Source organism: Micromonospora sp. WMMC250 (assembly GCF_027460215.1).
Taxonomy (GTDB): domain Bacteria; phylum Actinomycetota; class Actinomycetes; order Mycobacteriales; family Micromonosporaceae; genus Micromonospora; species Micromonospora taraxaci.
In genome coordinates this window covers 860724-884194 of sequence record NZ_JAPZBJ010000002.1, presented here as the reverse complement: position 1 = coordinate 884194, position 23471 = coordinate 860724, and the positions used below count along the sequence as shown (strand labels likewise).

Annotated in this window: 20 protein-coding genes; 10 read left to right on the top strand and 10 right to left on the bottom strand. The window is 72.3% G+C overall.

Annotation, left to right across the window (positions count from 1 at the left end):
* Positions 1–168 precede the first annotated feature (168 nt).
* A complete protein-coding gene (locus O3438_RS03425) occupies positions 169–3339 on the top strand; it encodes a BTAD domain-containing putative transcriptional regulator (protein ID WP_269678536.1) in 3171 nt (1056 codons plus the stop codon).
* Between the two features lie 71 nt (positions 3340–3410).
* Here O3438_RS03425 and O3438_RS03420 read toward each other — a convergent pair whose 3' ends face one another.
* On the bottom strand, positions 3411–4307 hold the full coding sequence (locus tag O3438_RS03420; protein ID WP_269678535.1) for a hypothetical protein: 897 nt from the start codon (positions 4305–4307) through the stop codon (positions 3411–3413).
* A gap of 190 nt (positions 4308–4497) precedes the next feature.
* On the opposite strand from O3438_RS03420, the gene O3438_RS03415 reads away from it, so the two are divergent.
* Positions 4498–5010 carry a hypothetical protein gene (locus tag O3438_RS03415; protein ID WP_269678534.1) on the top strand — a complete coding sequence of 171 codons (513 nt, stop codon included), beginning with the start codon at positions 4498–4500 and terminating at the stop codon, positions 5008–5010.
* Positions 5011–5141: 131 nt separating this feature from the next.
* Here the strand turns inward: O3438_RS03415 and O3438_RS03410 are convergent, their stop codons facing one another.
* Positions 5142–5480 carry an L-rhamnose mutarotase gene (locus O3438_RS03410; RefSeq protein ID WP_269678533.1) on the bottom strand — a complete coding sequence of 113 codons (339 nt, stop codon included), beginning with the start codon at positions 5478–5480 and terminating at the stop codon, positions 5142–5144.
* 166 nt (positions 5481–5646) lie between these two features.
* Here O3438_RS03410 and O3438_RS03405 point away from each other — a divergent pair, with 166 nt between their 5' ends.
* The 6 genes from O3438_RS03405 to O3438_RS03380 all read left to right on the top strand — a co-directional run bounded on the left by O3438_RS03405 (position 5647) and on the right by O3438_RS03380 (position 11817).
* A complete protein-coding gene (locus O3438_RS03405) occupies positions 5647–6327 on the top strand; it encodes a response regulator transcription factor (RefSeq protein ID WP_269678532.1) in 681 nt (226 codons plus the stop codon).
* Between the two features lie 14 nt (positions 6328–6341).
* Positions 6342–7724 (top strand): sensor histidine kinase, encoded by a 1383-nt coding sequence (locus O3438_RS03400; RefSeq protein WP_269678531.1) that lies wholly within the window; start codon positions 6342–6344, stop codon positions 7722–7724.
* Positions 7721–8617: a Gmad2 immunoglobulin-like domain-containing protein gene (locus O3438_RS03395; RefSeq protein WP_269678530.1), complete on the top strand. Its 897-nt coding sequence runs from the start codon at positions 7721–7723 to the stop codon at positions 8615–8617. The genes O3438_RS03400 and O3438_RS03395 overlap by 4 nt, the downstream gene beginning before the upstream one ends.
* Before the next feature lie 159 nt (positions 8618–8776).
* Positions 8777–9388: a TetR/AcrR family transcriptional regulator gene (locus O3438_RS03390; protein WP_269678529.1), complete on the top strand. Its 612-nt coding sequence runs from the start codon at positions 8777–8779 to the stop codon at positions 9386–9388.
* Positions 9389–9422: 34 nt separating this feature from the next.
* Positions 9423–10916 carry an MFS transporter gene (locus O3438_RS03385; protein ID WP_269678528.1) on the top strand — a complete coding sequence of 498 codons (1494 nt, stop codon included), beginning with the start codon at positions 9423–9425 and terminating at the stop codon, positions 10914–10916.
* Positions 10917–11025: 109 nt separating this feature from the next.
* The gene (locus O3438_RS03380) at positions 11026–11817 is read left to right on the top strand and encodes a maleylpyruvate isomerase family mycothiol-dependent enzyme (RefSeq protein ID WP_269678527.1); all 792 of its coding nucleotides are present in this window, start codon (positions 11026–11028) and stop codon (positions 11815–11817) included.
* Positions 11818–11858: 41 nt separating this feature from the next.
* Here O3438_RS03380 and O3438_RS03375 read toward each other — a convergent pair whose 3' ends face one another.
* The 3 genes from O3438_RS03375 to O3438_RS03365 form a co-directional block, all read right to left on the bottom strand.
* Positions 11859–13058 carry an RtcB family protein gene (locus O3438_RS03375; protein ID WP_269678526.1) on the bottom strand — a complete coding sequence of 400 codons (1200 nt, stop codon included), beginning with the start codon at positions 13056–13058 and terminating at the stop codon, positions 11859–11861.
* 523 nt (positions 13059–13581) lie between these two features.
* A complete protein-coding gene (locus O3438_RS03370; protein ID WP_269678525.1) occupies positions 13582–14043 on the bottom strand; it encodes a hypothetical protein in 462 nt (153 codons plus the stop codon).
* Between the two features lie 21 nt (positions 14044–14064).
* Positions 14065–15372 carry a ThuA domain-containing protein gene (locus O3438_RS03365; RefSeq protein ID WP_269678524.1) on the bottom strand — a complete coding sequence of 436 codons (1308 nt, stop codon included), beginning with the start codon at positions 15370–15372 and terminating at the stop codon, positions 14065–14067.
* Between the two features lie 157 nt (positions 15373–15529).
* On the opposite strand from O3438_RS03365, the gene O3438_RS03360 reads away from it, so the two are divergent.
* A complete protein-coding gene (locus O3438_RS03360; RefSeq protein WP_269678523.1) occupies positions 15530–16717 on the top strand; it encodes a spore photoproduct lyase family protein in 1188 nt (395 codons plus the stop codon).
* Between the two features lie 53 nt (positions 16718–16770).
* Here O3438_RS03360 and O3438_RS03355 read toward each other — a convergent pair whose 3' ends face one another.
* From O3438_RS03355 to O3438_RS03345, 3 genes are all read right to left on the bottom strand, one after another.
* Complete coding sequence (locus O3438_RS03355) at positions 16771–18243, bottom strand: arabinofuranosidase catalytic domain-containing protein (RefSeq protein WP_269678522.1); 1473 nt, start codon at positions 18241–18243, stop codon at positions 16771–16773.
* A gap of 258 nt (positions 18244–18501) precedes the next feature.
* Entirely contained in the window at positions 18502–19008 is a 507-nt protein-coding gene (locus tag O3438_RS03350; protein ID WP_269678521.1) for a DinB family protein, read from the bottom strand.
* A gap of 50 nt (positions 19009–19058) precedes the next feature.
* Complete coding sequence (locus O3438_RS03345) at positions 19059–19898, bottom strand: M15 family metallopeptidase (RefSeq protein WP_269678520.1); 840 nt, start codon at positions 19896–19898, stop codon at positions 19059–19061.
* 270 nt (positions 19899–20168) lie between these two features.
* Here O3438_RS03345 and O3438_RS03340 point away from each other — a divergent pair, with 270 nt between their 5' ends.
* Positions 20169–21206, top strand: a complete 1038-nt coding sequence (locus O3438_RS03340) for a LacI family DNA-binding transcriptional regulator (protein WP_269678519.1) — start codon at positions 20169–20171, stop codon at positions 21204–21206.
* Positions 21207–21338: 132 nt separating this feature from the next.
* On the opposite strand, the gene O3438_RS03335 is transcribed toward O3438_RS03340, so the two are convergent.
* Together O3438_RS03335 and O3438_RS03330 are read right to left on the bottom strand one after the other, a co-directional pair.
* Positions 21339–22190 (bottom strand): peptidylprolyl isomerase, encoded by an 852-nt coding sequence (locus tag O3438_RS03335; protein WP_269678518.1) that lies wholly within the window; start codon positions 22188–22190, stop codon positions 21339–21341.
* Positions 22191–22260: 70 nt separating this feature from the next.
* Positions 22261–23469, bottom strand: coding sequence for a D-alanyl-D-alanine carboxypeptidase family protein (locus O3438_RS03330; protein WP_269678517.1), 1209 nt, complete (start codon positions 23467–23469; stop codon positions 22261–22263).
* Between the last annotated feature and the right edge of the window lie 2 nt (positions 23470–23471).

The window sequence follows — 23471 nt, the reverse complement described above, 5'->3', positions numbered from 1 at the left end:
CAGCGCCCTGGCCAGCAGATATTCAGTCACGCGTGGTGCAATACGCCTGCGCGTCCAGGATCGGGTACGCGACCGACCAGGGTCTTGCCTCACCGGAGGCCGCCGGTGAACCTTAATCCACGGACACCGATCTGGTCGTCCGGACGCGGCACGGCTGGGAGGAGCGCGGTGCACCCGTTGCGGGCAGGTCGTCAGCGGGGAGTCTGCTGCGTGGTGGCCGCCGCCGGTTACGGCAAGACCACCGCGCTGCGCCGCTGGTTTCCCCCCGCCGGTGCCCGCTGGTGCCGAGGTGACGAGGGACCCGTACGCCAACTCGTCGCCGACGCCGTCGCGGCCGGCGACCGCGTGGTCGTGGTCGACGACCTGCCGCCGACCTCGGCGGAGCAGCTGCACCTCCTGCTACAGGAGGTCGGGCGGTGGGCGGACGATGTCACGGTCGTCCTCGCCTCGCGGTGGCCGATGCCGGTGCCGGCCACCCGCCTGCTCGGCAGCGGTCTCTGGACCGAGCTGGGCCCCGCCGACCTGGCGCTCTCTCCGGACGACGTCGCCGACCTGCTCGCCGAGGAGTACGGCCTCTCCACTCCCGACCTCGCCGACCGGGTGTACGCGGCGACCGGCGGCTGGCCGGCGCTCGTCCATCTGTCCGCCGAGACCCTGCGGCTGGGCGGGGTGCCGACCGGGCCGCTCGCCCCGATCCTCAGCGAGCCCGGCGGGCCGGTCGCGCGGTACGTCACCGACGAGGTGCTCGCCGCGCTGCCGGCGGACGCGAGCCGGCTGCTCCGCCAGGTCGGTGCGCTGACGCCGGTGAACGTGGGGCTGTGCCGTGCCCTCGGCCACCGCGGCGCCGCGCGGATCGTCGACGAGCTGCGTCGCACCGGTCTGCTGACCCGACCGGCCTGGGCGGCGGCCGGTCCGGGCGCGCCGATGCCGGAGGAGCACCTCGTGCCGATCGTCGTCGAGACCGCCCGGCACGGGCACCGGGCGCCGACCGCCGACCGGGTCCGCAACACGGCCGCCGCCGCGGCAGCGTGGTACGACGAGCACGGACCCCCGGTCGCCGCCGCCCGCGAGTACCTGCGCGCCGGAGACCACGCGACGGGCGCCCGGGTGCTCGACGCGCACGGCGATCGGATGATCGCGGCGGGTCGCTCTGCCACGGTGATCGAACTGGTCCGCATGGTGCCGGACCGGCACCGCAGCCGGCGGCTGCGCCTCCTGCTCGGCGACGCGTTGCGCACCCTCGGCGACCTGGGCGCGGCCACCCGCGAGTACGACGCCGTCGCCGAGGAGGCCTGGGACGCCGGCCTGGCCTGGCGGATGGGCCGGATCCACTACCAGCGAGGTGACGCCCGGGCGGCCCTGGCGACCCTCGGCCGGCCACTCGCCCGGCCCGCCCCGCCCGCCGATCGGGCGCTACTGCTCGCCTGGACCGCACACGCGCACCTGCTGGCCGGCGACACCGAGACCGCCACCGACCACGCGCGGCAGGCGCTGGCTGCCGCGACCAGCGCCGGGCAGGACGACGTACTGGCCACCACCCACCTCAGCGTCGCCCTGTGCCTCAGTGTCGCCGGCGACAGCGCGGGCAGCGAGGAGCACTTCGCCCTGGCACTGCCGATCGCGGAGCGCACCGGTGACGTCCTGCTGCTCGCCCGGATCCACACCAACCGTACGCACCAGTTCCTGCGAACCGGCCGCTTCGCCGAGGCGCTGACGATGGCCGAGCGATCGGCCCGGTATGCCGCACTGGCCGGGGCGCCCAGTCTGCGCGCCATCGCCACCAGCAACGAGGCGGAAGCGCTGGCGATGCTCGGCCGGTACGACGAGGCGGTGCAGCGGTACCAGGCGGCGCTGGCGTTCTACCAGCAGAAAGGCTCCCGCCGGTTCATCCACGCGCTACTCGGACTGGGTGAGCTGTACCGCCGGCGGGGCTGGCGCGAGCAGGCGCGCGCCGCCTACGAGGAGACGATCCGGGTCACCGAGGAGACCGGCAACGCGCACGTCCTGGTGGCCGCGCTCGCCGGGCTGGCGCTGGTACGACTCGACGACGATGTGCCGGCGGCGGCGCAGTACGCCGACCGGGCTGCCCGGGGCGTCGCGGACGAGATCGTCGTGCCCGCACTGCTGGCCCAGGGCTGGGTGGCGCTCCGGACGGCCGCGCCCGACCGGGCCACCACGCTCGCCGCCGACGCGGCCCGCATCGCGCGCGTTCAGGGCGACCTGGCCGGGTTGGCCGACGCGCTCGAACTGCGGGCCGCCGCCGAGCAGGACCTCGGGCGGGCCCGCGCGGCGCTGCGCGAGGCGTGCGTGATCTGGACTCGGGCCGGTGCGGCGGTCGAGGCGGCCAGGCTGCTGGTCGTCCTCGGGCGGTTGCCCGGGGCAGACATCGACGATCGACTGGCCGGCCTTCTCGCGGGCGAGCAGGTCGCTCTCGCCGGCGCCCTGGTGGATCGGACGGCGAGCAGTTCCGGCGGCTGGGCGCCCGGCACCGGCCCGATCTACCAGCGGGTCGTGATCCGGGCCCTCGGCCGGTTCGAGGTGCACCTCGACGGCCACCCGGTGCCGGCTTCGCAGTGGCAGTCCCGCAAGGCACGTGACCTGGTACGGATCCTCGTCGCCCGGCGCGGCCGCCCGGTGCCGCGAGGCGAGCTGTGCGAACTGCTCTGGCCGGACGACGACCCGGATCGCACCGGGCACCGGCTGTCGGTCCTGCTCTCGATCGTCCGCGGGGTGTTCGACCCGACGAAGACGTTCGCCCCCGACCACTTCCTGGTCGCCGATCACGCCTGCATCGCGCTCGACGTCAGCCGGTTGCGGGTGGACGTCGAGGAGTTCCTCGCGCACGTCGCGCACGCGCGTCGCCTGGTGGAGCGGGGGGCGCTGGCGGAGGGGCGGACGGTACTGCTGGCCGCCGACCGGCTGTACCGCGCCGACGCGTTCGAGGACGAGCCGTACGCCGACTGGTCCGGCCCGCTGCGCGAGGAGGCGCGCGCGGCGTACCTCGGCCTGCTGCGCATGCTGGCCCAGGTCAGCCGAGCCACGGCGGGTCCGGCGGCTGCGGTGACGTACCTGTTGCGGCTGCTGGAACGGGATCCGTACGACCAGCCGGCGCACCGGGCGTTGGTGCGCACGCTGTCCGCCGGCGGTCAGCACGGCGAGGCACGCCGGGCCCTCGCCCGGTACCGCGAGGCGATGTCCGCCATCGGAGTGCACCCGCCGGACGAGATCATCCTCGCGCCCGGTCGTCCGGGTCGGCAGCAACCGCAGGCCGTCGATCACCGGGGCACGCCGGCCGCCGCCAACGGCCGGAGGGATCCGGCCCCCGACCGTGGGCGTTGACGGCGGGGCCGCTGCCGGCGGCGGGAGACCGCGCCCCCGACCGGGTTCGTCGGCGTGCGACCGGCGGCCGGTCAGTGGAAGACGGCCGACTCCAGGGCGGACACGGTGAGCGAGCCTTCACCGTCCCCCTCGGCATCGTCCCGGGCGGCGACCGCTCCCGGTAGCTGACTCGCCCGGACGGCCTCGGCGCCCGCCTGGCGGAGGGTCGCGCTGGGGAGAAGCGCGCTGAGGAAGAAGTGACCCGCGCCCGTCACGCGCGCGCCGACCCCGTACACGTGGGCGTTCGGGCCGGCATCGGCGGTGACGACCGTCTTGGGCCACGTGCCGTCGTGCCCGCTGGTGGCCTCGACGCGGACGCCGGGCGGCCCGGTCGGTTGAGTGGGCTCCTTGCAGACGCCGACGGCCGTGAGACTCGCCGGCTCGGCGGTACCGCCGGCGTGCACCCGCACCGTCCGCAGTCCGGGGCCGAAGGCGACCTCGTCGACGTACGTCTGGTCCGCCGGCCCTTGGAGGCGGAAGCCGGTGCCGACCAACAGTGTGCCGCCCGGGCAGCTCACCTCCGCCGTCGACGCCGATCCGACGGTGGCCGTCGCCCGCACCGGTGGGCTCGTCGACGAGCCGCAGGTGGCGTAGGCCACCACCGACCATGCGCTCGCGTGCCCCGTCCGGGCTGTCGCGGTGACGGTCACCGACGTCAGCTCCGGGTCAGGCTCCATCGCGGTCAGCACCACACCGCCGTTTCCGTTCACGATCCGAGCGCCCGCCGCGAAGACGGAGAGCGCCCCCGGGCAGGTCGCGGTGACGACCTTGGTCACGCTTCCGTCGCTGTCGCTGGCCTCCGCGACCCGTACCGGTGCGAAACCTCCCGCGTGGGCGGGCCGGTCCGGTGTGGCCGCCCCTGCTGTCGTACCCAACGCGACGGCGACGGCGCCCGCCGCCGTCCGTCGTGCGATGTCCACCGTGCGCATGTCGCTCCCTCGCTCTCGCCGGTCCACTCTGGCCGGGCATCACCATGGTCCGGGCGGACCTCAGGGTGGCGTCACGGTGCGCCCGCGCCGAGTCGCCACCCGGAGCGGATCGTGACGCGACTCTGAGGCCCCTGCCGAGACTCGATGTCGGACGCCGCGCAGTGGTCGCGGCGCGATCGAGGAGGAAGACATGCGGATCAGCAGAACGGCGACCCGGCTCCTGGCGGTGCCCCTGGTGGCGTGCGCACTCGGGCTGGTCGGGGCGAGCCCGGCGCAGGCTGCGGTGCAGCGGACCGACCGGTTCTCCATCACCGAGCGGCACTTCGACTTCGGCGACGGCGACCTGGGCAACGTCTCCGGGGATCCCAAGGCCGACGGTCGGCTGGAGTGGGATCTCGTCAACGGCACCTGGGAGCCTCGGCTGCTCGGGCGCATCTACATCAACAACGCGTCCGGCGAGTGCGTCCGGGTCCAGATGGTCGTCACCTACCAGAACGGCGTGGTGGTGCCCTACACCGACACCGCGTCGGAATTCTGCGCCCCGAACGGGAGGACCTGGTACAACGACGTCGACTTCACCCCGGTCAGCTCGGCCTACGTCGCGAACGTCGTCGTCAGGCTGCAGAGCGCACCGGCGGGCGGGTGGTCCTTCGCGACCGAGGGAGCGTCGGCGCCGTACTTCGCGCCGTGGTGGCTGCCCTAGGCGTGTCCGATTCATCGGATGACCCGGTAGTCAGCGACAAGGCATCGATGAGGGGCCCCTGCACCGGCGACGCCGTCGAGCAGGGGCTCCCCTGCCGTCCGACCGGCGGGAGCCGGCCGAGCAGCCCGGCGTCAGGCCTGGCCGGATGCCCCCGCGGTTGCTTCGTCGGTCAGGTGCCAGACCTCGCGCATCGGAGCCCACCAGTCCCCCGAGCCGGGCTCGGCGATCGACTCCTGACACGGGTCGGTCAGCTTCCACCACTCCTGCGTCTGCGGGTCGGCGGCGATGAACCGCAGGTCGGCCTCGTAGTCGTCACCGACGTACTCGTAGTAGCCGAAGAGCAGGTCGCCGTGCAGGAAGATGGTGTAATTGCGGAAGTTGGCCTCGCGCAGCGTCTGCTCGACGCTCGGCCAGACCTCGGCATGCAGCCGCAGGTAGGTTTCCCGCTGGTCCGGGCGGAGTCGGATCACGCAGCCATGACGTTGCACGTCGTGCCCTTTCGTGTGAGCTGGTCGAGGGGTGCCGAAATCATCTGACCGTAGCGGTTGGACGGTGCTTCGTAGACGGGCTGCCTGGTCTCTGGGATCAGCCGTTTCGGCAGGCTGCGCAGCGTGGCGACGGGTTTACCCTCAGGTGATGGAGGGCCGCGTGCTGGTGGTCGAGGACGACGCCTCCATCCGGGAGGTCACCGTCCTCGGGCTGCGCCGCGCCGGCTTCCGGGTCGAGAGCGCCGTCGACGGACGGCAGGCCCTGGCGGCCTGGCGGGCCCGCCCCGTGGACCTGATCGTGCTCGACATCATGCTGCCCGTTCTGGACGGCCTCGAGGTCTGCCGGGAGATCCGGCGGACCAGTCAGGTGCCGATCCTCATGGTGACCGCGCGCACCGACACCATCGACGTGGTGGTCGGGTTGGAGTGTGGTGCCGACGACTACCTCCGTAAGCCCTTCGACCTGCCCGAGCTGGTGGCCCGGGTCCGGTCGGTGCTGCGTCGGGTGAGCGCGCCGGTCCCGTCGACGCTCATCGAGGTCGGCGACCTGGAGATCGACCCCGGCGGCTTCGTGGTCCGCCGGCACGGCCGGGAGGTGGCGTTGACCACCACCGAGTTCCGCCTGTTGCTGGAGCTGGCCCGTCGACCCGGCCAGGTCTTCACCCGGGATCTGCTGCTGCACCTGGTCTGGAACCACGACTTCCTGGGTGACTCCCGGCTCGTCGACGTGGCAGTGCAACGGCTACGCGCCAAGGTCGAGGAGGACCCGGCGCGGCCACGGCTGGTCCAGACCGTGCGCGGCGCCGGCTACAAGTTGTCGACGGGTTGACGGGAGGGACGGCGATGGCCGGACGCGCGGTGCCCCCGGGCCGCCTGCGGCGCCGGCTGACCGTCGCGTTCATCCTGGTCGCCGGCGTCTCGGCCGGGCTGCTCGCCGGCGGGACCGGGCTGTTGCTGCGGCAGTCCTGGTGGGACGCGTCGCTGCGGGAGGCCGCCGCCGACGCCCGCTACCAACTCGTCCTCGCCGGGCAGTTCCTCCCCCTGACCGACCAGCGCAGCGCCGACCTGCTCACCAGCTTCGAGGCCAGTGGCCGGCACGTCGTGCTCGTCGACGGCCCGGCCCGCGCCTCGCACCCCGCGTACGCCCCGGAGCTGGGCACCGGGCTACGGGCCACGGTCGCGGGCGGGCAGCTCGGCTACCAGCGCTCCGCCCCGGCGCAGCGTCCCCGGCTGCTCGTGGTCGGTGGGCGCATCCCGGGCTCGACCGCCGAGTTGTACGTCCTCACCGTGGAGGACGACGTCGCCAGCGACCTGGGTCAACTGCGTACCGCCCTGGTGGCGGGCTGGGTGCTCGTGGTGCTGCTCGCCGCCGGGGTCGGTCACGCGCTGGCGCGACGCACGTTGGAGCCGGTGGGCCGGGCCAGCCGGGCCGCCCGAGCGCTCACCGAGGGCCTGCTCGCCACCCGCCTGCCGGTACGCGGGCGCGACGAGTTCAGCGTCTGGGCGGCGACGTTCAACGAGATGGCCGAGGCACTGGAGTCGAAGATCGGGGCACTGTCGGCCGCGCAGTCCCGCGAGCGGCGGTTCACCGCCGACGTCGCGCACGAGCTGCGTACCCCGGTGACGTCGTTGGTGGCGGCGGCGTCGCTGCTGCGTGAGCACCTCGACCAGTTGCCCGACGACGCCCGGCCGGCCGCGCGGCTGTTGGTCGACGACGTGGTCCGGCTGCGCCGGCTGGTCGAGGACCTGATGGAGATCTCCCGACTGGACGCCGGTCGGGAGCAGCTGGAGGTCGGGCCGGTCGACGCGTCGGCGCTGCTGCACGGGATCGTGGCCGCGCGCGGTTGGTCGGATCGGGTGCTGGTCGGCGGCGACGTCGTCACCCTGCGCACCGACCGGCGTCGGCTGGAACGGGTGCTGGCCAACCTGGTCGCCAACGCCGTCGAGCACGGCGGCGGGGAGATCCGGGCCACCGTCGTCGGGGTGGGCCCGCTGGTCGTCTTCGAGGTCACCGACCAGGGGCCGGGCATCCCGGCGGAGCACCTGTCCCTGGTGTTCGACCGTTTCCACCAGGTCGACAGGTCCCGCTCGGCGCCGGGCAGCGGGCTCGGGTTGGCCATCGCGCGCGAGCACGCCGCGCTGCTCGGTGGGGTGCTGACCGTCCGCAGTGGACCCCACGCCGGTGCCTCTTTCCGGCTGGAACTGCCGGCGGACGGTGCGGCATGAGCCCGCGCGGTGTCGCCGGGGCGACGCTCGTCGCCGCGCTGCTCGTCGGCGGGTGTGGCAGCCCGCGCTCCGGAGCGCTCGGCCCGGCGCCCACGGCAGCGCCGACCGGCGCGGCGCCGGTGGTCGTCACGCCGTCCGGCGCCGCGGCCTCCGAGCGCCCCGAGCCGACCCCGCCGACGGATCCACCGAAGCCGTCCTCGACCAGCCCGTCGTCGCCGACGAGCAGTCCTGCCGGGGGCACCGTGACAGTGGAGTTGTGGTTCGTCCGCGCCGGGCTGCTCGTACCGACCAGGCGGTCCCGGCCAGCCACCGTGGCCACGTCCCGGCTGGCGCTGACCGAGCTGGCCCGGGGCCCGACGCCGGCCGAGGCCGCCGGTGGGCTGCGCACCCTCGTCCCGGCCGACGTCGAGGTCACCCGGATCACCGACGGCACGGCGACCCTGCGCGCCCCGTCCGGCGACAGTGCGGAGCGGCGACTCCGCGAGGCCCAGGTGGTGTGGACACTCACCCAGTTCCCCACCGTGCGCCGGGTCCGCCTCGACGGGGCAGCCCCGGTCGGGCGGGCGGACTACGCGGACCTGCTGCCGCCGATAGTGGTCACCGGGCCGACCGCCGGCGAACGTGTCACCACGCCACTCGTCGTCACCGGGACCGCCGACGTGTTCGAGGCCACGGTGAGCGTCCGGGTGCTGGACTCCGCCGGCCGGGAGGTGGCCACCGGGTTCGGCACGGCCAGCTGCGGCAGCGGCTGTCGGGGCGGTTACCGGGTGCTGGTCGGCTGGCGCACGGCCCGGGAGCAGAAGGGCACGATCGAGGTGTACGAGGTGTCCGCGCGCGACGGTTCACGGATCAACACGACGAGTGTGCCGGTGCTCCTCGCACCGGGCGGTTGACCGCGCTCGTTCATCCGCCGGCCTCCCCGTGGAAACGCAATCGTTCTGCGGCCAGCATGCGACGCAACTCACGAAAGCCTGCACGTACGGGCGACCGCGAACTAGTGTCAGTACGACATCGTTTCGCGGGGGTCTTCGGGGATGCTGGATGGTCAGCAGGTGGGTACGAGCGCCGGGGTACCGGCGGCTCGTGTTCCGCGGTGCACCGACACCGACCTGTTCGCCGTGGTCATCGCCCTGCTGCGCGAGGTCGGCTACGACCGGTTGACGATCGACGCTGTCGCCGCTCGCGCCCACGTCAGCAAGGCCACCATCTACCGCCGCTGGGACGGCAAGGCCGAACTGGTCGTCGCCGCCCTGCGCGACCGGCAGGTGGGTGTGCACAACCCGCCCGACACCGGCTCGCTGCGCGGCGACCTGATCGAGCTGCTGCGGGCCACTGTCGCGATCTGCGCGGCCGACTGCGACCTCATGCAGGCGTTGACCTTCGCCATGCGGACCAACCCCGAGCTGGAACGTCTGGTGCGCCACCAGGTGCTGCCGGCCGGGCGGGTGGCCAGCACCGCCATCCTGGTCCGCGCCGCCGCCCGGGGGGAGATCCCGCCGGAGGCCGGCGAACGGGAGTTGTTCCACGATCTGGCGCCCGCGCTCACCATGTCCCGCATCGTCGCGCACGGCCTACCCGCCGACGACGCGTTCCTCACCCAGGTCGTCGACCAGGTGCTGATCCCGGTACTCCGCTACCAGCACGACCGCCCGTCCCAGGCCTGATTCACCGACATCTCGTAACACGGAAGGCTTCACCATGCCCGGAACCACCTCGACCGCCCCCGGCGCGCCCGGCGCCGGGACGTCGACAGGCACGCCGCACCCGCGGCGTTGGATCGCGTTGGCGGTGATCGCGGTCTCGCAGCTGATGGTCGTCCTGGACGCCACCATCGTGAACATCGCGCTGCCGCAGGCCCAGGTCGACCTCGGCATCAGCGACGCGAACCGGCAGTGGGTCGTCACCGCCTACACGTTGGCGTTCGGCGGTCTGCTGCTGCTCGGCGGCCGGATCGCCGACTACTGGGGGCGCAAGCGCACCTTCCTGGTCGGTATGACCGGTTTCGCGCTCGCCTCCGCGCTGGGCGGCCTCGCCACCACGGGCGGCATGCTCTTCGCCGCCCGCGCACTGCAGGGCGCGTTCGGCGCACTGCTCGCCCCGGCCGCGCTGGCACTGCTCACCGTCCTGTTCACCGAGGCCACCGAGCGGGCCAAGGCCTTCGCGGTGTACGGCGCGATCGCCGGCGGTGGGTCGGCGGTCGGTCTGCTGCTCGGTGGGGTGCTCACCGAGTACGCCGACTGGCGCTGGTGCCTGCTGGTCAACATCCCGGTCGCCGCTATCGCCATCGCCTTCGCGCTCCCGCTGGTGCCGGAGAGCCGGGCGCACGGCAACACGCGCTACGACGTACCCGGCGCGATCGTGGTCACCGCCGGCCTGGTCTCCCTGGTCTACGGCTTCACCAAGGCCGCCGAGGACGGCTGGGACGCCACCGCGACCCTCGGTTTCATCGCCGCGGGTGTGGCGCTGCTCGCCGCCTTCGTGGTCATCGAGATGCGCTCCAGCCACCCGCTGCTGCCGCTGCGGATCATCCTCGACCGCAACCGCGGCGGGGCGTTCCTCACCTCCACGCTGATCGGTGCCGGCCTGTTCGGGGCGTTCCTCTTCCTGACCTTCTACTTCCAGGTGGTGCTGCAGTACAAGCCGCTCGAAGCCGGTCTGGCGTCGCTGCCGGTCACCGCGGGTGTGCTGATCGCCGCCGGTGGCGCGAGCCAGCTGATGCCGCGACTGGGTGCCAAGCCCCTGATGGTCGCCGGCTCGGCGCTCGCCGCCGTGGGCATGGTGGTGCTGACCCAGATCGACGTGAACACGTCGTTCCTCACCCACCTGCTGCCCGCCCAGGTCATCCTGGGCCTGGGGCTGGGCTTCACCTTCGTCCCGCTGTCCAGCCTGGCCCTGGTCGGGGTGCCGGAGCACGACGCCGGCGCGGCCAGCGCGACGCTCAACGCCACCCAGCAGATCGGTGGTTCGCTGGGCACCGCGCTGCTCAACACCCTCTACACCAGCGCTGTCGCCACCTACCTCGTCGGACGGGCCCCGAACCCGGTCAACCAGGTCGAGGCGCTGGTGCAGGGCTACAGCGTGGCGTTCGCCTGGGGCGCGGTGCTGATCGTGCTCGCCGGCCTGGCCACTGTGTTCCTGGTGAAGGTGCGCAAGGAGGACATCCCGACCGGCACCACAGTGCACATGGGCTGAGCTGACCGACACGGCCGTCGGCCGGACCGCCCCGAGCGTGGGACGGACCGGCCGACGGCCGCTTCCGGTAACGTCCCGACCATCGTCGAAAGTCCGTTTGAGGAGATCCATGTCCACCCCAGCTGACCAGATCATCACGGCTCTGCGCGCGGGCCACGAGGAGCTCGCCGCGCTCGTACGGGACCTCAAGGAAGACGACCTGCTCCGCCCGTCGGGAGCCAGCGAATGGCAGGTTTCCCAGGTGCTGAGTCACCTGGGCAGCGGCGCCGAGATCAACCTGGCGGCGCTGGACGCCGCCCGCACCGGCGCGCCCGCCCCGGACGGGGACTTCAACCGTGGCGTCTGGGCCCGCTGGGACGCGATGTCCCCGGCCGAGCACGCCGCCGGGTTCCTTGCCGCCAACGAGCGGCTGGTCGAGGCGTACGAGGCGTTGGACGCCGAGACCCGCGCCACGCTGCGGATCGACCTCGGCTTCCTCCCGGAGCCTGTCGACGTGGCCACCGCTGGCCGGTTCCGGCTCAGCGAGTTCGCCCTGCACCAGTGGGACGCCGAGGTCGCGTTCAACACCTTCGCGGCGGTGACGCCGGAGGCGGTGGCGCTGCTGCTCGACCAGATCGGCGGCATGCTGTCCTGGACCAGCCGACCGCAGGAGCTGGCCGGGCGGGAGGCGACACTGCTGGTCCGGCTGCACGCGCCCGAGCGGACGTTCGGGCTGCGGCTGGGCGAGACGGTCGAGATCGTCGACGCGCCGGAGCGTCCCGACGGTGAGCTGGTGGCCCCGGCCGAGGCGTGGCTGCGGCTGGCCACCGGGCGGCTGGGCGCCCAGCACACCCCCGAAGGGGTGGAGGTGGTCGGCGCGGTGACCCTCGACGACCTGCGCCGGGTCTTCGTCGGCTTCTGACGCTGTGCCGCGCGGGCCGGTGACCCGGCCCGCGCGACCCCTCAACCCTTCACGCAGACCACCTGCTTGAGGTGGGCGACCACCTCGACCAGGTCCTCCTGCTGGGCCATCACCTCGGTGATGTCCTTGTACGCGCCGGGGATCTCGTCGACCACCCCGGCGTCCTTGCGGCACTCCACCCCGGCGGTCTGCGCGGCCAGGTCGTCGGTGCTGAACGTGCGCTTGGCCTGCGCCCGCGACATCCGCCGCCCGGCACCGTGCGACGCCGAGCAGTACGCGTCCGTGTTGCCCCGGCCGCGAACGATGTACGACCCGGTGCCCATCGACCCGGGGATGATGCCCAGGTCGCCCCGGCCGGCCCGGATCGCGCCCTTGCGGGTGACCAGCACGTCCACCCCGTCGTAGCTCTCCTCGGAAACGTAGTTGTGGTGGCAGGAGATCGGCTCGTCGTAGCCGACCTGCGGGAAGTGCTCCCGCACCACACCGCAGAGCAGGGCGAGCATGACGGCCCGGTTGCGCCGCGCGTACTCCTGCGCCCACCACAGGTCCCGCCGGTACGCGTCCATCTCCGGCGTGCCCGCGAGGAACACCGCCAGGTCCCGGTCGGGCAGGTCGGCGTTGTGCGGCAGGCCCCGGGCCACAGCCATGTGCCGCTCGGCCAGTTCCTTGCCGATGTTGCGGGACCCGGAGTGCAGCATCAGCCAGACCCGGCCCGCGTCGGGCCCACCCTGCTCCAGGCAGACCTCGATGAAGTGGTTGCCCCCACCGAGGGTGCCGAGCTGCCGCCGCGCCCGCGTCTCCAGCTGCGCCACCCGCCGGTCCAGGTCGGCGAACCGGCCCCAGAAGTCGTCCCAGCCGGCCTGCTCCAGGCCACGGACCCGACGGGTGTCGACCGAGTCCTGCCGCTGGGCGAAGCCCACCGGGATGGTGGCCTCGATCGCGGACCGGAGCGCGGCCAGGTCGTCCGGCAGGTCGGCGGCGGTCAGCGAGGTACGTACCGCCGACATCCCGCAGCCGATGTCGACGCCGACCGCGGCCGGCGAGACGGCCTGCCGCATGGCGATGACCGAGCCGACCGTGGCGCCCTTGCCGAAGTGCACGTCGGGCATGACGGCGACACCCTGCACCCAGGGCAGCGCGCCGATGTTGCGCAGCTGCTTGGCGGCCTGCGCCTCGATGGCGTACGGGTCGGTCCAGACCCGGACCGGAGCCCGGGTGCCGGCGAGAGGAGTAAATCCCATGATGGTCTCCTTCGGTGGTGCGGGTGACCGATATCGATCAGAAAAGGCTGTCGGTGGCCGGGCAGCGACGTGCGCATACGAGAAGGCCGCCCGGTCCCGGTGGGGAGGGGCGGCCGGCGGACGCGTGAGCGTCGTCGTCAGGCGCGCCACCCCGGCCCGGTGCCCCGCAAGGGGTTACAGGCAGTGGTCGTGGGTGTGGTGAGCGGATAACCGTCGGCAGGAAGCGGACGCCGGGCGGCATCGGTGCGGACGCGTCGCGACACGGCGTACTCCCCTCGTGGTTGCTCTCGACCTTGCACCGAGGACAGTAGAAGGGCGGCGGCGCGTCCGCAATGGATATCCAGGTCGGCGCGGCGCGGCCTGTTCCGGCGACCCTGTCGCCCGCAGGTCCTGTCGAGCTGCCCCATAAATGGGGCAGCTCGACAGGAGCACAACACAGCGGGCCGAGGCCGATGGACCGACGGCAACGGGCCGGCGGCAACGGGCCGGCGGCAACGGGCCGGCGGCTCAACGACAGGCCGGGTCAGGTGTCGTAGCAGCCGTCCCAGGGCGGGTCGAACCCGAGGTCGTCGGGGAGGAACTCGGCGTGGTCCGCGCCGTCGTACTCGTGGGACCAGTCGACCAGCCCGAAGACGTGCCCGTCGACCTCGACCTGGAACAGTGCGATGGCGATGTCGGCGAAGTGCCGGCCGGGCAGCGCGTCCAGCCACTCGTTGAGGCGGGCCTCGGCCCGGTCGATGGAGGCGTCCTCGGTCTCGCTGGTGCCGGCGAACCAGATGTCCGAGTCGGTGTGCGCGCCGTCGGCGTCGAACCGGTGCAGCACCGCGTACCAGCGCTTGTGGCGGTACCAGTCGTCTTCGGCTCCGGCACCGTCCGTGAGGGTGGCGGTGACGGAGCCGAAGAACTGACCCTTGTCGTAGTGGCCGATGGTGCTGGTGCGGTAGTCGGGCTCGTGCGCGATCGGCACCAGGTCGGGAATCGCCATGGCCGCGAGGCTACAGCGGAGTTATGACATGGCCACCAGGCGGAACGACTGCGCGGCGGTGCCGTTGCAGGTGTACTGGATGAGCTGGACGCTGTCCGCTGCGGACGCCCCCGGCACGTCCAGGCACTTGCCGCTGCTGCGGTTGACCAGGCGGTAGTAGCCGTTGCCCTCGGACTCGGCCCGCCACTGCTGGTTGTTGCCGCCGCTGTAGCTCCAGAGCTGGATCGGCGCCGAGTCGGCCGTCGACCGGTCGGTCACGTCGAGCACCTGCGCGCTGTTGTTGCGATTGTTGACCCGCAGGAACCCGCCGCTGGTCGGCACGAACTGGTACTGCTGGGCGGCGCTGTTGTTGCAGGTGTACTGCTGGATGGCGGTGCCGTTCGCGCTGGCGGCGGCCCGGGCGTCCACGCACTTGCCGTTGCCCCGGTTGACCACCGTGTGCCAGGCGGTCGGCGAGATGCCGTCGGACGGCGGGGGCGTCGTCGGGGGCGTGCTGCTGACGCCGGCGAGCCAGTGCAGGCCGTCGATCAGCAGTTGGTTCTGCTGCGGGCTGTCGAAGGTGGACGACAGCCCGGTGTTGGTGTTGTAGTTCATCGCGTTGTGGCCGAAGTTCGCGTACAGCATCTTGTACTGCCGGTTGCTCCACACGAGCGGGTAGTAGCCGCCGTACCAGGACTGGTTGGGGTCGGTGCCGACCGGGAAGCTGGACGGGTCGACCGAGGCGAGGATGTCGATGTTGGGGTTCTGCCGCAGGTCGTTGCTCCAGGAGTACCACTCGCTGATCGACGACTGGAACGTCGCCGGCAGGTTGCGGGTCGCGGCGTGGGTGCGGTTGTCGGCGCGCATCGTGACCCGGGTCGGCCCCCAGGTGTTCGTCTGGAACGAGCCGGTGCCGAGGAAGGTGTTGTAGTACCAGCTCCAGCTCGACGGGTTGGTGGTGAACGCGCTGACGTGGAAGCCCAGCCATCCCCCGCCGTTCTGCACGTACTGCTGGAACGCGGCCCGCTGGGCGGCGGGCGGCGCGTCGTCCAGGAACATGATGACCTTGTACTGGGCCAGGTTGGAGGTGTTCAGCAGGCTCCAGTTGTTGGTGGCCTCCCAGGAGAAGCCGTGCTGGGCGGCGGCCTGTGGGAACCAGGTCCGGGCGTCCTTGACGAAGTCGATGTGCGCGGCGTCCCAGGTGCCGTTGTAGAAGGCCAGGACCTTGAACGTCGGCGCGGCCTGCGCGCTTCGCGACGCGCTGAGCGCGACACCGGCCGTCATCGCGACGACCAGGGCGACGAACAACGACAAGAGTCTTCTGGTACGGGTGGAGAGGTCTGCGATCACCTGATCGTCCCTTCGGTGAAGACGCGCGCCGCCGCGTCGAGGTACATCTGTTCACATTGTTTACAGATAGACGAAAGGTTATTCGTTCGACCTGATCGCGTCAATCACCGATCGCCCGAACGGGTGGGATTCCTGCGGCAGCGGGTACCCCGGGCCGGTGACCAGCCCGGACGCCGTCGACGTCGACCAGCCGCTCGCCGTGGACGTACCCGCCGCGCCGCACGACGCCAGTGGCGAGCGGGTGCCGACCCGCGATCTGGCCGGCCTCGCGCCGCCGGCCAGGCCCGCGCGCCGCTGGACCCCGAGCCGGGTGGTGGCCACCCCCGCCGCGCTGGAACACCCCCACGGGCAACGGATCGTCGAACGGGTGCGGGCCCTGGGCATCGAGGTAGAACACCTCACATCCAACCGGCTCACCGGGGTACGCGGAGCTACCGACCGGGAGACGTACGCGCGGGCCAAGGCGACCATGGCGATCGTGGTGAGCCCACCCTCGCGGCGCACCCTGCAACCGATCGCGCCCAGCGCCGACTGGCGCGTCGACCTGGCCGAGGGCTGCCCCGCACACTGCCAGTACTGCTACCTGGCGGGCTCCCTGTCCGGCCCACCCGTCACCCGGGTGTACGCGGACCTCGACGACATCCTGGCCGGGCTCGCACCGTACGCCGGGCGGGGAACGGTGACCAGCCGCAACGTGCGGCGCGCCGACGAGGGCACCACCTTCGAGGCGTCGTGCTACACCGACCCACTCGCGTTGGAGCACCTGACCGGCAGTTGGCGGCGGGCGGTGCGGCACTTCGCCGACTGGGACGCGCCGGTGCAGTTGCGCTGGACCACCAAGTACGCCGACGTGGGCACCTTCGTCGGGCTGCCGCACGCCGGTCGCACCCGGGTCCGGTTCAGCGTCAACTGCGCCCCGGTCGGTGAACGGTTCGAGGGTGGCACCGCCCGGGTGCCGGACCGCCTGGCCGCGCTGCGCCGACTCGCGCTGGACGGCTACCCGGTGGGGCTGACCATCGCGCCGATCATCGCGCTGCCCGACTGGCGGGAGGCCTACCGCGGGTTGATCGACCAGGTTCGCGCGGCGGTCGACGGGGTGCCGGAGCTGGACCTGACCGCCGAGCTGATCACCCATCGGTTCACCCCCGGCAGCAAGGAGGTGCTGCTCGGGTGGTACCCGCGTACCCGCCTGGAGATGGACGAGGAGGCCCGCAGCCGCAAGCACGGCAGGTTCGGCGCGGTGAAGTACGTCTACCCGCGCGACACGATGGCCGAGCTGCGTGACTGGTTCACCGCCGAACTGACCGCCCGGGTCCCCGCCTGCCGGATCCTCTACTGGACCTGAGCCGCCCTCACCTCGATCGAGAAGGGCGGCCGGCCCGGGGTGTCGTCGAGTGGTCAGCTACGGGTGGACCACTGCTGGTTCGGTTGTCCGTTGCAGGACCACAGGATGAGTTTGGTGCCGTTGGCGGTGGCGGCGCCGTTGGCGTCGAGGCAGAGTCCGGACTGGACGCCGGTGATGGTGCCGTTGGCGTTGAGGTTCCATTGTTGGTTGGTGCCGCCGTGGCAGTCCCAAATGATCACCTGGGTGCCGTTGGTGGCGCCTTGGCCGTTGGCGTCGAGGCACTTGTTGCCGTACACCTGGATCTGCTTGCCGGCCGTGTAGGTCCAGCGTTGCGCGGTGCTGTTGCTGATGCAGTCCCACAGTTGCACCTGGGTGCCGTTGGTGGTGGTGCCGTTCGGCACGTCGACGCAGCGCCCGGACTGGGCGCCGACGACCTGGACGTTCTGCTGGGGGTTGCCACCTCCGGCCGGGGCGTACCCGGCGGCGTTGATGTTGGCCTGGACGGCGTTCTCGGTAGCCGCCGACGGGTAGCCGGAGGTCAGGACGCCCTCGAAGAAGGTGCCACGGCCGGTGATGCTGTTGTCGCCACCGATGCCGAGCAGGATGGCGCCCTCCTTCTTCATCGGGTGGTAGCCGCTGGGGCGTGGCCCGTCGAAGTAGGTGGTGAGGCTGCCCGACTGCGCGTTGCCACCGCGGATCGCCCAGTGGTTCGGCTCGCCCTTGACCATGGCCGTGACGAAGCGGTGGTTGATCGAGGCGATGTTGTTGTAACCCGCGTTCACCCCGGAGAACAGCCCCCACTCCAGGTCAGCCATGATCCACGGACCGGCCCCCGCGCCGTAGCCCCACTGCTTGTTGGCGCCGAAGTAGACGGTTTCCATGATCGCGCGCTCGTCGGCGAGGTTGTTGGTCTGGGCGTTGCCATAGTCGAAGCAGCACCACTGGTTGTAGTGGGTGCCGTCGACGACCGCGTAGATGCCCTCGGGTTGGTCGCCGGTGGCGACGCCGTTGGTGTTGTTGTTGCGGTAGCCGGTGCCGGGGGCGATGTAGACGCCGTACGCCTTCTGGCCGCCGACGGTGACCGGCGCGGCCTTCGCGTCGGCGAGGTTGTCCCACCCGCCGGGGGCGGGGCCGACGAAGTGACCGGGTGGTGCCTGGGTGAGGCGGTTGTTGCGGCCGGACTGGTCGTAGATGACGGTGATGACACAGGTGGTGTTGGCGCAGAAGGAGTCCTGGGTGGCGGCGTTGGCGTAGCCTCCGGCGCTCAGCACGCCGACATCGCGGGTGGTGCTGTCCGACGATCGCCGGACCTGGTAGAGCGGCCCGTCGTACGCGCCGTACAGCGCCCGGGTGGTGCTGTGCGCGGCCACGCACGGCGTACCACCCGAGGCGTAGATGTCGCACGGGCCGGTGGTGGCGGCGCGCGCCGGTGGCGGGTCGGAGACCACGTAGCCACCGGCGCCGACGGCGACGAGCAACGGGATTCCTGCGGCGGCCAGGAAGCGGCTGAGTCTTGTTCTCTTCACGTTCGTCGAATCCTTTCGAACGGCTGGTGGGCGTGGCGCGCGCCGGTGGCGGCAATACTGGCCCATCAGAACGCCGAGCGAGAAGGTCATGTGGCTGCGGTATCCAGGCCAGCCCCGGAGCGAGCACCGTCGATCATCTGGTCGGGTTGGGCGAATCGATTCGACGGAACCCACAGTGGATAGACATCATACGTCTATCGTTATGAATCGAGAAGTGTCACTGTTGAGGCCCGGTGGACGCGGCCTCGACGCACCTCACTACACGCCCACGGCGCCGTCGATGCCCTCCCGGAGGAAGTCCGCGTGACCGTTGTGCCGGGCGTACTCGTGGATCAGGTGCAGCATCACCAGCCGCAGCGACACGGTCTCGCCGGAGCGGACGTTGTGACCGGTCACGTCCAGCGACGGCGCGGCGCGCTCGATCCGACGAGCATGCTCGACCTCACGCTCCCAGGCGGCGAACGCCTCCGCCCTGGTGGCCGAGCTGGCGTCGTACGCCTGCTGGAAGTCGCCGACCTCCGACCAGACCAACGGAACGTCCTCGCCGTCGATGACCCGTCGGAACCAGGCACGTTCCACCTCCGCCATGTGCCGCACCAGGGCGAGCAGGGAGAGCGTGGAGGGCGGCATGGACCGCCGGCGCAGTTCCTCGTCGGACAGGCCCTCGCACTTGAGAGCCAGCGTCGCGCGGTGGAAGTCGAGGAACGCGCGCAGCGTCTCCCGCTCGTCGCCGGTGACCGGGGGGCCGATTCGTTCGGTGGTCATTGCGACGATCATTCCGGACGCCCCCGGCAGCGGCGCTGCTGGGTCAGGCTTCAGCCGACCGACGAGCGGGCGACCGGCGCGGCGAAGAACGTGTCCGGGTACGGCTCGTCGCGCAGGCTGTAGTGCCACCACTCGCGGTCGTAGTTGACGAACCCGGCGTCGGTCATCAGCCGCTGCAACAACCGCCGGTTGTCGCGGGGCGTGCCGGTGACGCGGGCGTCGGCGGTGTGCGCCCGGGAGTCGAAACAGTCGAAGCCCGTACCCATGTCGATGCTGCTGTCGGCGAAACGCTGCCCGTGTGGCGCGGTGCAGGCGACCAGCGGCTGCCCGACCCGGTACGGGGGCTGGCCGGCGGGTGGCTCGTCGACGAGGGTCAGATCCATGGTGCTGCCTCGGCTGTGGGCGGTGGGCGCCCCGATGTAGCCGTCGGCGAAGAGCCGGTTCTTGGCCACGTCCGGGTAGAACTCGGCCTTGGTCTGCTGGTCGTCGGGGCGCTTCGCCCAGGCCACGAAGTCGTCCACCGCCGGCTGCGGGCGATAGCAGTCGTACACCTTGAGGCTGTGTCCGCCGGCCAGCGCGGCGTCCTGCACACGCCGCAGCGCCTCCGCGGCCTGCCGGGTGAGCAGGCACAGCGGCTCGCGGTAGCCGGTGATCGGACGGCCGACGAAGTTGTGCGGTGTGGCGTAGCGGATGTCGGCGTGGATGCGCGGGTCGAGGTCGGTCAGCACGACGAAGCCGGGCAGCCGCTCGACAGGGCTCGGTGACGGGGTGGGGTGTACCGGCGGCGGCTGCGACGCGGCCGACGACGCCGGCGCGGGCCGGGGCTCCGGCCGTGAACAGCCGCCGAGCAGCGCGACGACCGCGAGCACGACGGCGACCCGGGTACGCACCAGTCCTGTCTATCAGCCCCACTCGGGCCGCCGCAGACGGTGACCATGATCCACTCGCTGCCTTGAGGCCTCGGACGAGGCCGGCCGAGGCCATCCGCCCAATGGGCTTCCGGAACTTTTCCGCAAGTATGGTCGGGTCCTCAGCCGACCTGGCGTGTCGTGAACCCCTACCGGTGAGGCAAGATGACGCGTGGAACGGGCACGCCGTTCCGGGACACACGGCGGACGGCACCTGGTGGTCGGTCCTCCGGTTCGGTGAAGGAGACGCGGGTGGGCGCGGACGACGGACGCAGGGTGACCATCACCGCGATCGCACGGGAGGCCGGGGTCTCGGTGCCGACGGTGTCACGAGTGCTCAACGGTCGCTCCGATGTGGCTCCCGGCACCCGGGAGCGGGTCGAGGAGTTGTTGCGTCACCACGGCTACCGGCGTCGCACCAGTCGCAGCGTTCGCCGCGCCGGCCTGGTCGACCTGGTCTTCAACGACCTGGACAGCCCCTGGGCGGTGGAAATCATCCGTGGCGTGGAGGATGTCGGGCACGGCGCGGGCCTCGGCACCGTGGTCTCCGCGATCCACCGGCAGCCCACCGCCGCCCGGCAGTGGCTGCAGAACCTCCGCACCCGGGCCACCGACGGTGTCATCTTCGTGACCTCGCACCTGAGCCCGCCGCTGCACGCGCAGCTGCGCCGGCTCAACGTGCCGGTGGTGGTCGTCGACCCGGCCGGCGTTCCGGCGATGGACGTGCCGACCATCGGGGCGACCAACTGGGCCGGTGGGCTCGCCGCCACCGAACACCTGCTGTCCATCGGGCACCGACGCATCGGCTTCGTGGCCGGCCCGACGCACCTGCTGTGCAGCCGCGCGCGACTCGACGGTTACCGGGCCGGGCTGGAGGCCGCCGGAGTTCCGGTGGACGACGCGTTGATCTACCCGGGTGACTTCTACCACGCCTCCGGGTTCTCCGGCGCCACGGCGCTGCTGGACCTCCCCAACCCGCCGACCGCCATCTTCGCCGCCAGCGACCAGATGGCCTTCGGGGTCCACGAGGCCATTCGACGCCGAGGGCTGCGCGTGCCCGACGACGTCAGCGTCGTCGGCTTCGACGACCTGCCGGAGGCCCGCTGGGCGTCACCGCCGCTGACCACGGTGCGTCAGCCGTTGGTCGAGATGGGACGGTTGGCGGCACGAACGGTGCTGCGCCTGTCCCAGGGCGAGGGCATCGACTCGCCACGTGTCGAACTCGCGACCGAACTGGTCGTGCGGGACAGCACCGCCGCCCCGCCGACCGGGTCACCCGACCCGTCGTGACGGCCGGAACTGCGCCGGAGACCGGTTGGAGCGCTTCCGATCCGGTTCCGGTAATTACGGCGACCGGTCGGCGACCCGGCCGAGACGGCCGGGCGCGGTGAGCGACAACGGGTCGCCCACCGCGCCGTACGGTCAGTGGTGGTGGTGCGCGCGGACGGCCTTGCGGATCGTCACCGGCAGCGCGGGCGCGCCGTCGACAGGCGCGGGATCCTCCGCGGTCGGGGCCACTCCCCCGGCGGCGATCCGGTCCAGGGTGGCCAGCCCGGCGGCGTCGACCTCACCGAAGATCGTGTAGTTGGGGCGCAGCGCCGAGTTGGCGTACACCAGGAAGAACTGGCTGCCGTTGGTGTCCGGCCCGGCGTTGGCCATCGCGAGGACGCCCCGGGCGTACACCCGGCGTTCCCCGGTCGGGTCGGTGGGCGCCGGCGGCAGGTCGGTGGGCAGCTCGTCGCGGTACCGGTATCCCGGGCCGCCCTCGCCGGTGCCCGACGGGTCGCCGCACTGCAACACGCTCAGCGTCGGGTACGCCGTGAGCCGGTGGCACGACGTGCGGTCGTAGAAACGCTTGCCGACCAGGTGCAGGAAGCTCTGCACGGTGCACGGCGCGGCGGCCCGGTCCAGGGTCAGCCCGATCGGCCCGTGGTTGGTCGCGAGGGTCACCCGGACCGTGCCCCGGGACGGGGTGCGTCGCGGGTCGGGCGGCAGCGGCACCGGTCGGGCTGCGGGCTCGTCCGGCGTCTCGGTGTACGCGCACGGGCCGTGCGTGGTGCGCGGCGGTCGAGCGGCGGCGTCGATGCGTTGTGCAGCGGACGCGGCCGACGCGCCGGACGCGTTCGCCGCGTCTGCCGACGGGCCGGGCGCGGCGACAGCGGCGGCGGACGCGCCGACGACCAGCGCTCCGGCGAGCACGGTCACCCCCGCGAGGCGGGTCAGGGCGCGGCGGGGTGCCGCCACGCGGGGGCGCGGTGGGAGTTCACTCGACACAGGGATCCTCCTGGACTCGTGGTGCCACAAAGACCGGAGTCTATGGAGGGCAGCGCCGGATGTCGATTCGTCAGGGCAGCCGACGGCGACGCCGCCACAGCAGCCCGCCCATCAACGCCAGCACGCCCGCCCCGCTGACAGCGGTCACCGACCACAGCCATCCCGAGCCGCTGTGGCCCGGCCCGCTGGCCGCCGCCGGCCGGGGCGCACCGGGCGCCGCCAGCGCCGACGGTGCCGCCGACGGCGTAGCGGTCAGCTCACCCGGCTCGACCAGCCGGCCGACCGAGGCGTCCCGGGGCACTGTGAACCCCCAGTCGAGCAGGGCGGCACCCTGCTCCCAGCCACGCTTCGGCGCCGACTCGGCGCCGAGCAGGGTCACCACCAGCCGCCGCCCTCCCCGTTCCGCCGCCCCCACGTAGGTGTGCCGGGCCAGATCGGTGAACCCGGTCTTGCCGCCGAGCGCACCCGGGTACCGGTAGATGAGCTGGTTCTCGTTCTGGATGTCGAAACCCTTGGTGCGTTGCGCCGGCTGGGCCGGAATCGACGTCTGCTCGGTCAACGCGTACCGGCGGAACGTCGGCTGGGCGAAGCAGGCGCGGGCGATCAACGCCAGGTCGTACGCGCTGGTGAACTGGCCCGCCCCGTCGAGGCCGGACGGGGTGACGGCGTGCGTCTGGAGCGCGCCGAGGTGGTGCGCGTGCTCGTTCATGGCGCGTACGCCGGCGGCGCTGTCCGCGCCGCCACCGAGACGTGCGAGGGCGTTGGCGGCCTCGTTGCCGGAGTTGAGCAGCAACCCGAGCCAGATGGTCTCGATGGTGTACCGGCCTCCCGCGACCAGGCCCACGGCCGAGGATCCGGGTTCGATGTCCATGTCCTCGTCGGTGACGGTGACCGTCTCCTTCGGGTCCAGCCGGGGCAGCATGGTGGCCGCCAGCAGGAGCTTCTGCACGCTGGCGGGTGTGCCGTACTCGTGGGGCCCGCAACCGCCGAGCACCTGGCCGCTGTCCAGGTCGGCGACCAGCCACGACGTGGCGCTGACCCCCGGTGGCGCGGGAGCGCCGGCCGGCACCACCAGGCCGGCGGTGTTCAGCCCGACGCCGCCGACGACCCGCTGCGCGGGCACGGCGGGCGGGGGCGAGGGCCGGGGTGGACGGGACATCGCCGGCACCGGCACCCGGGGGCATCGCACAGTGGGCACGGCGGAGGCTCCCGCCGCGTCGACCGGCGCGGGAGCGAGCAGGAGGGCGGACGTCGTGGCCGCCAGCAGCGCAGCTCTCATGT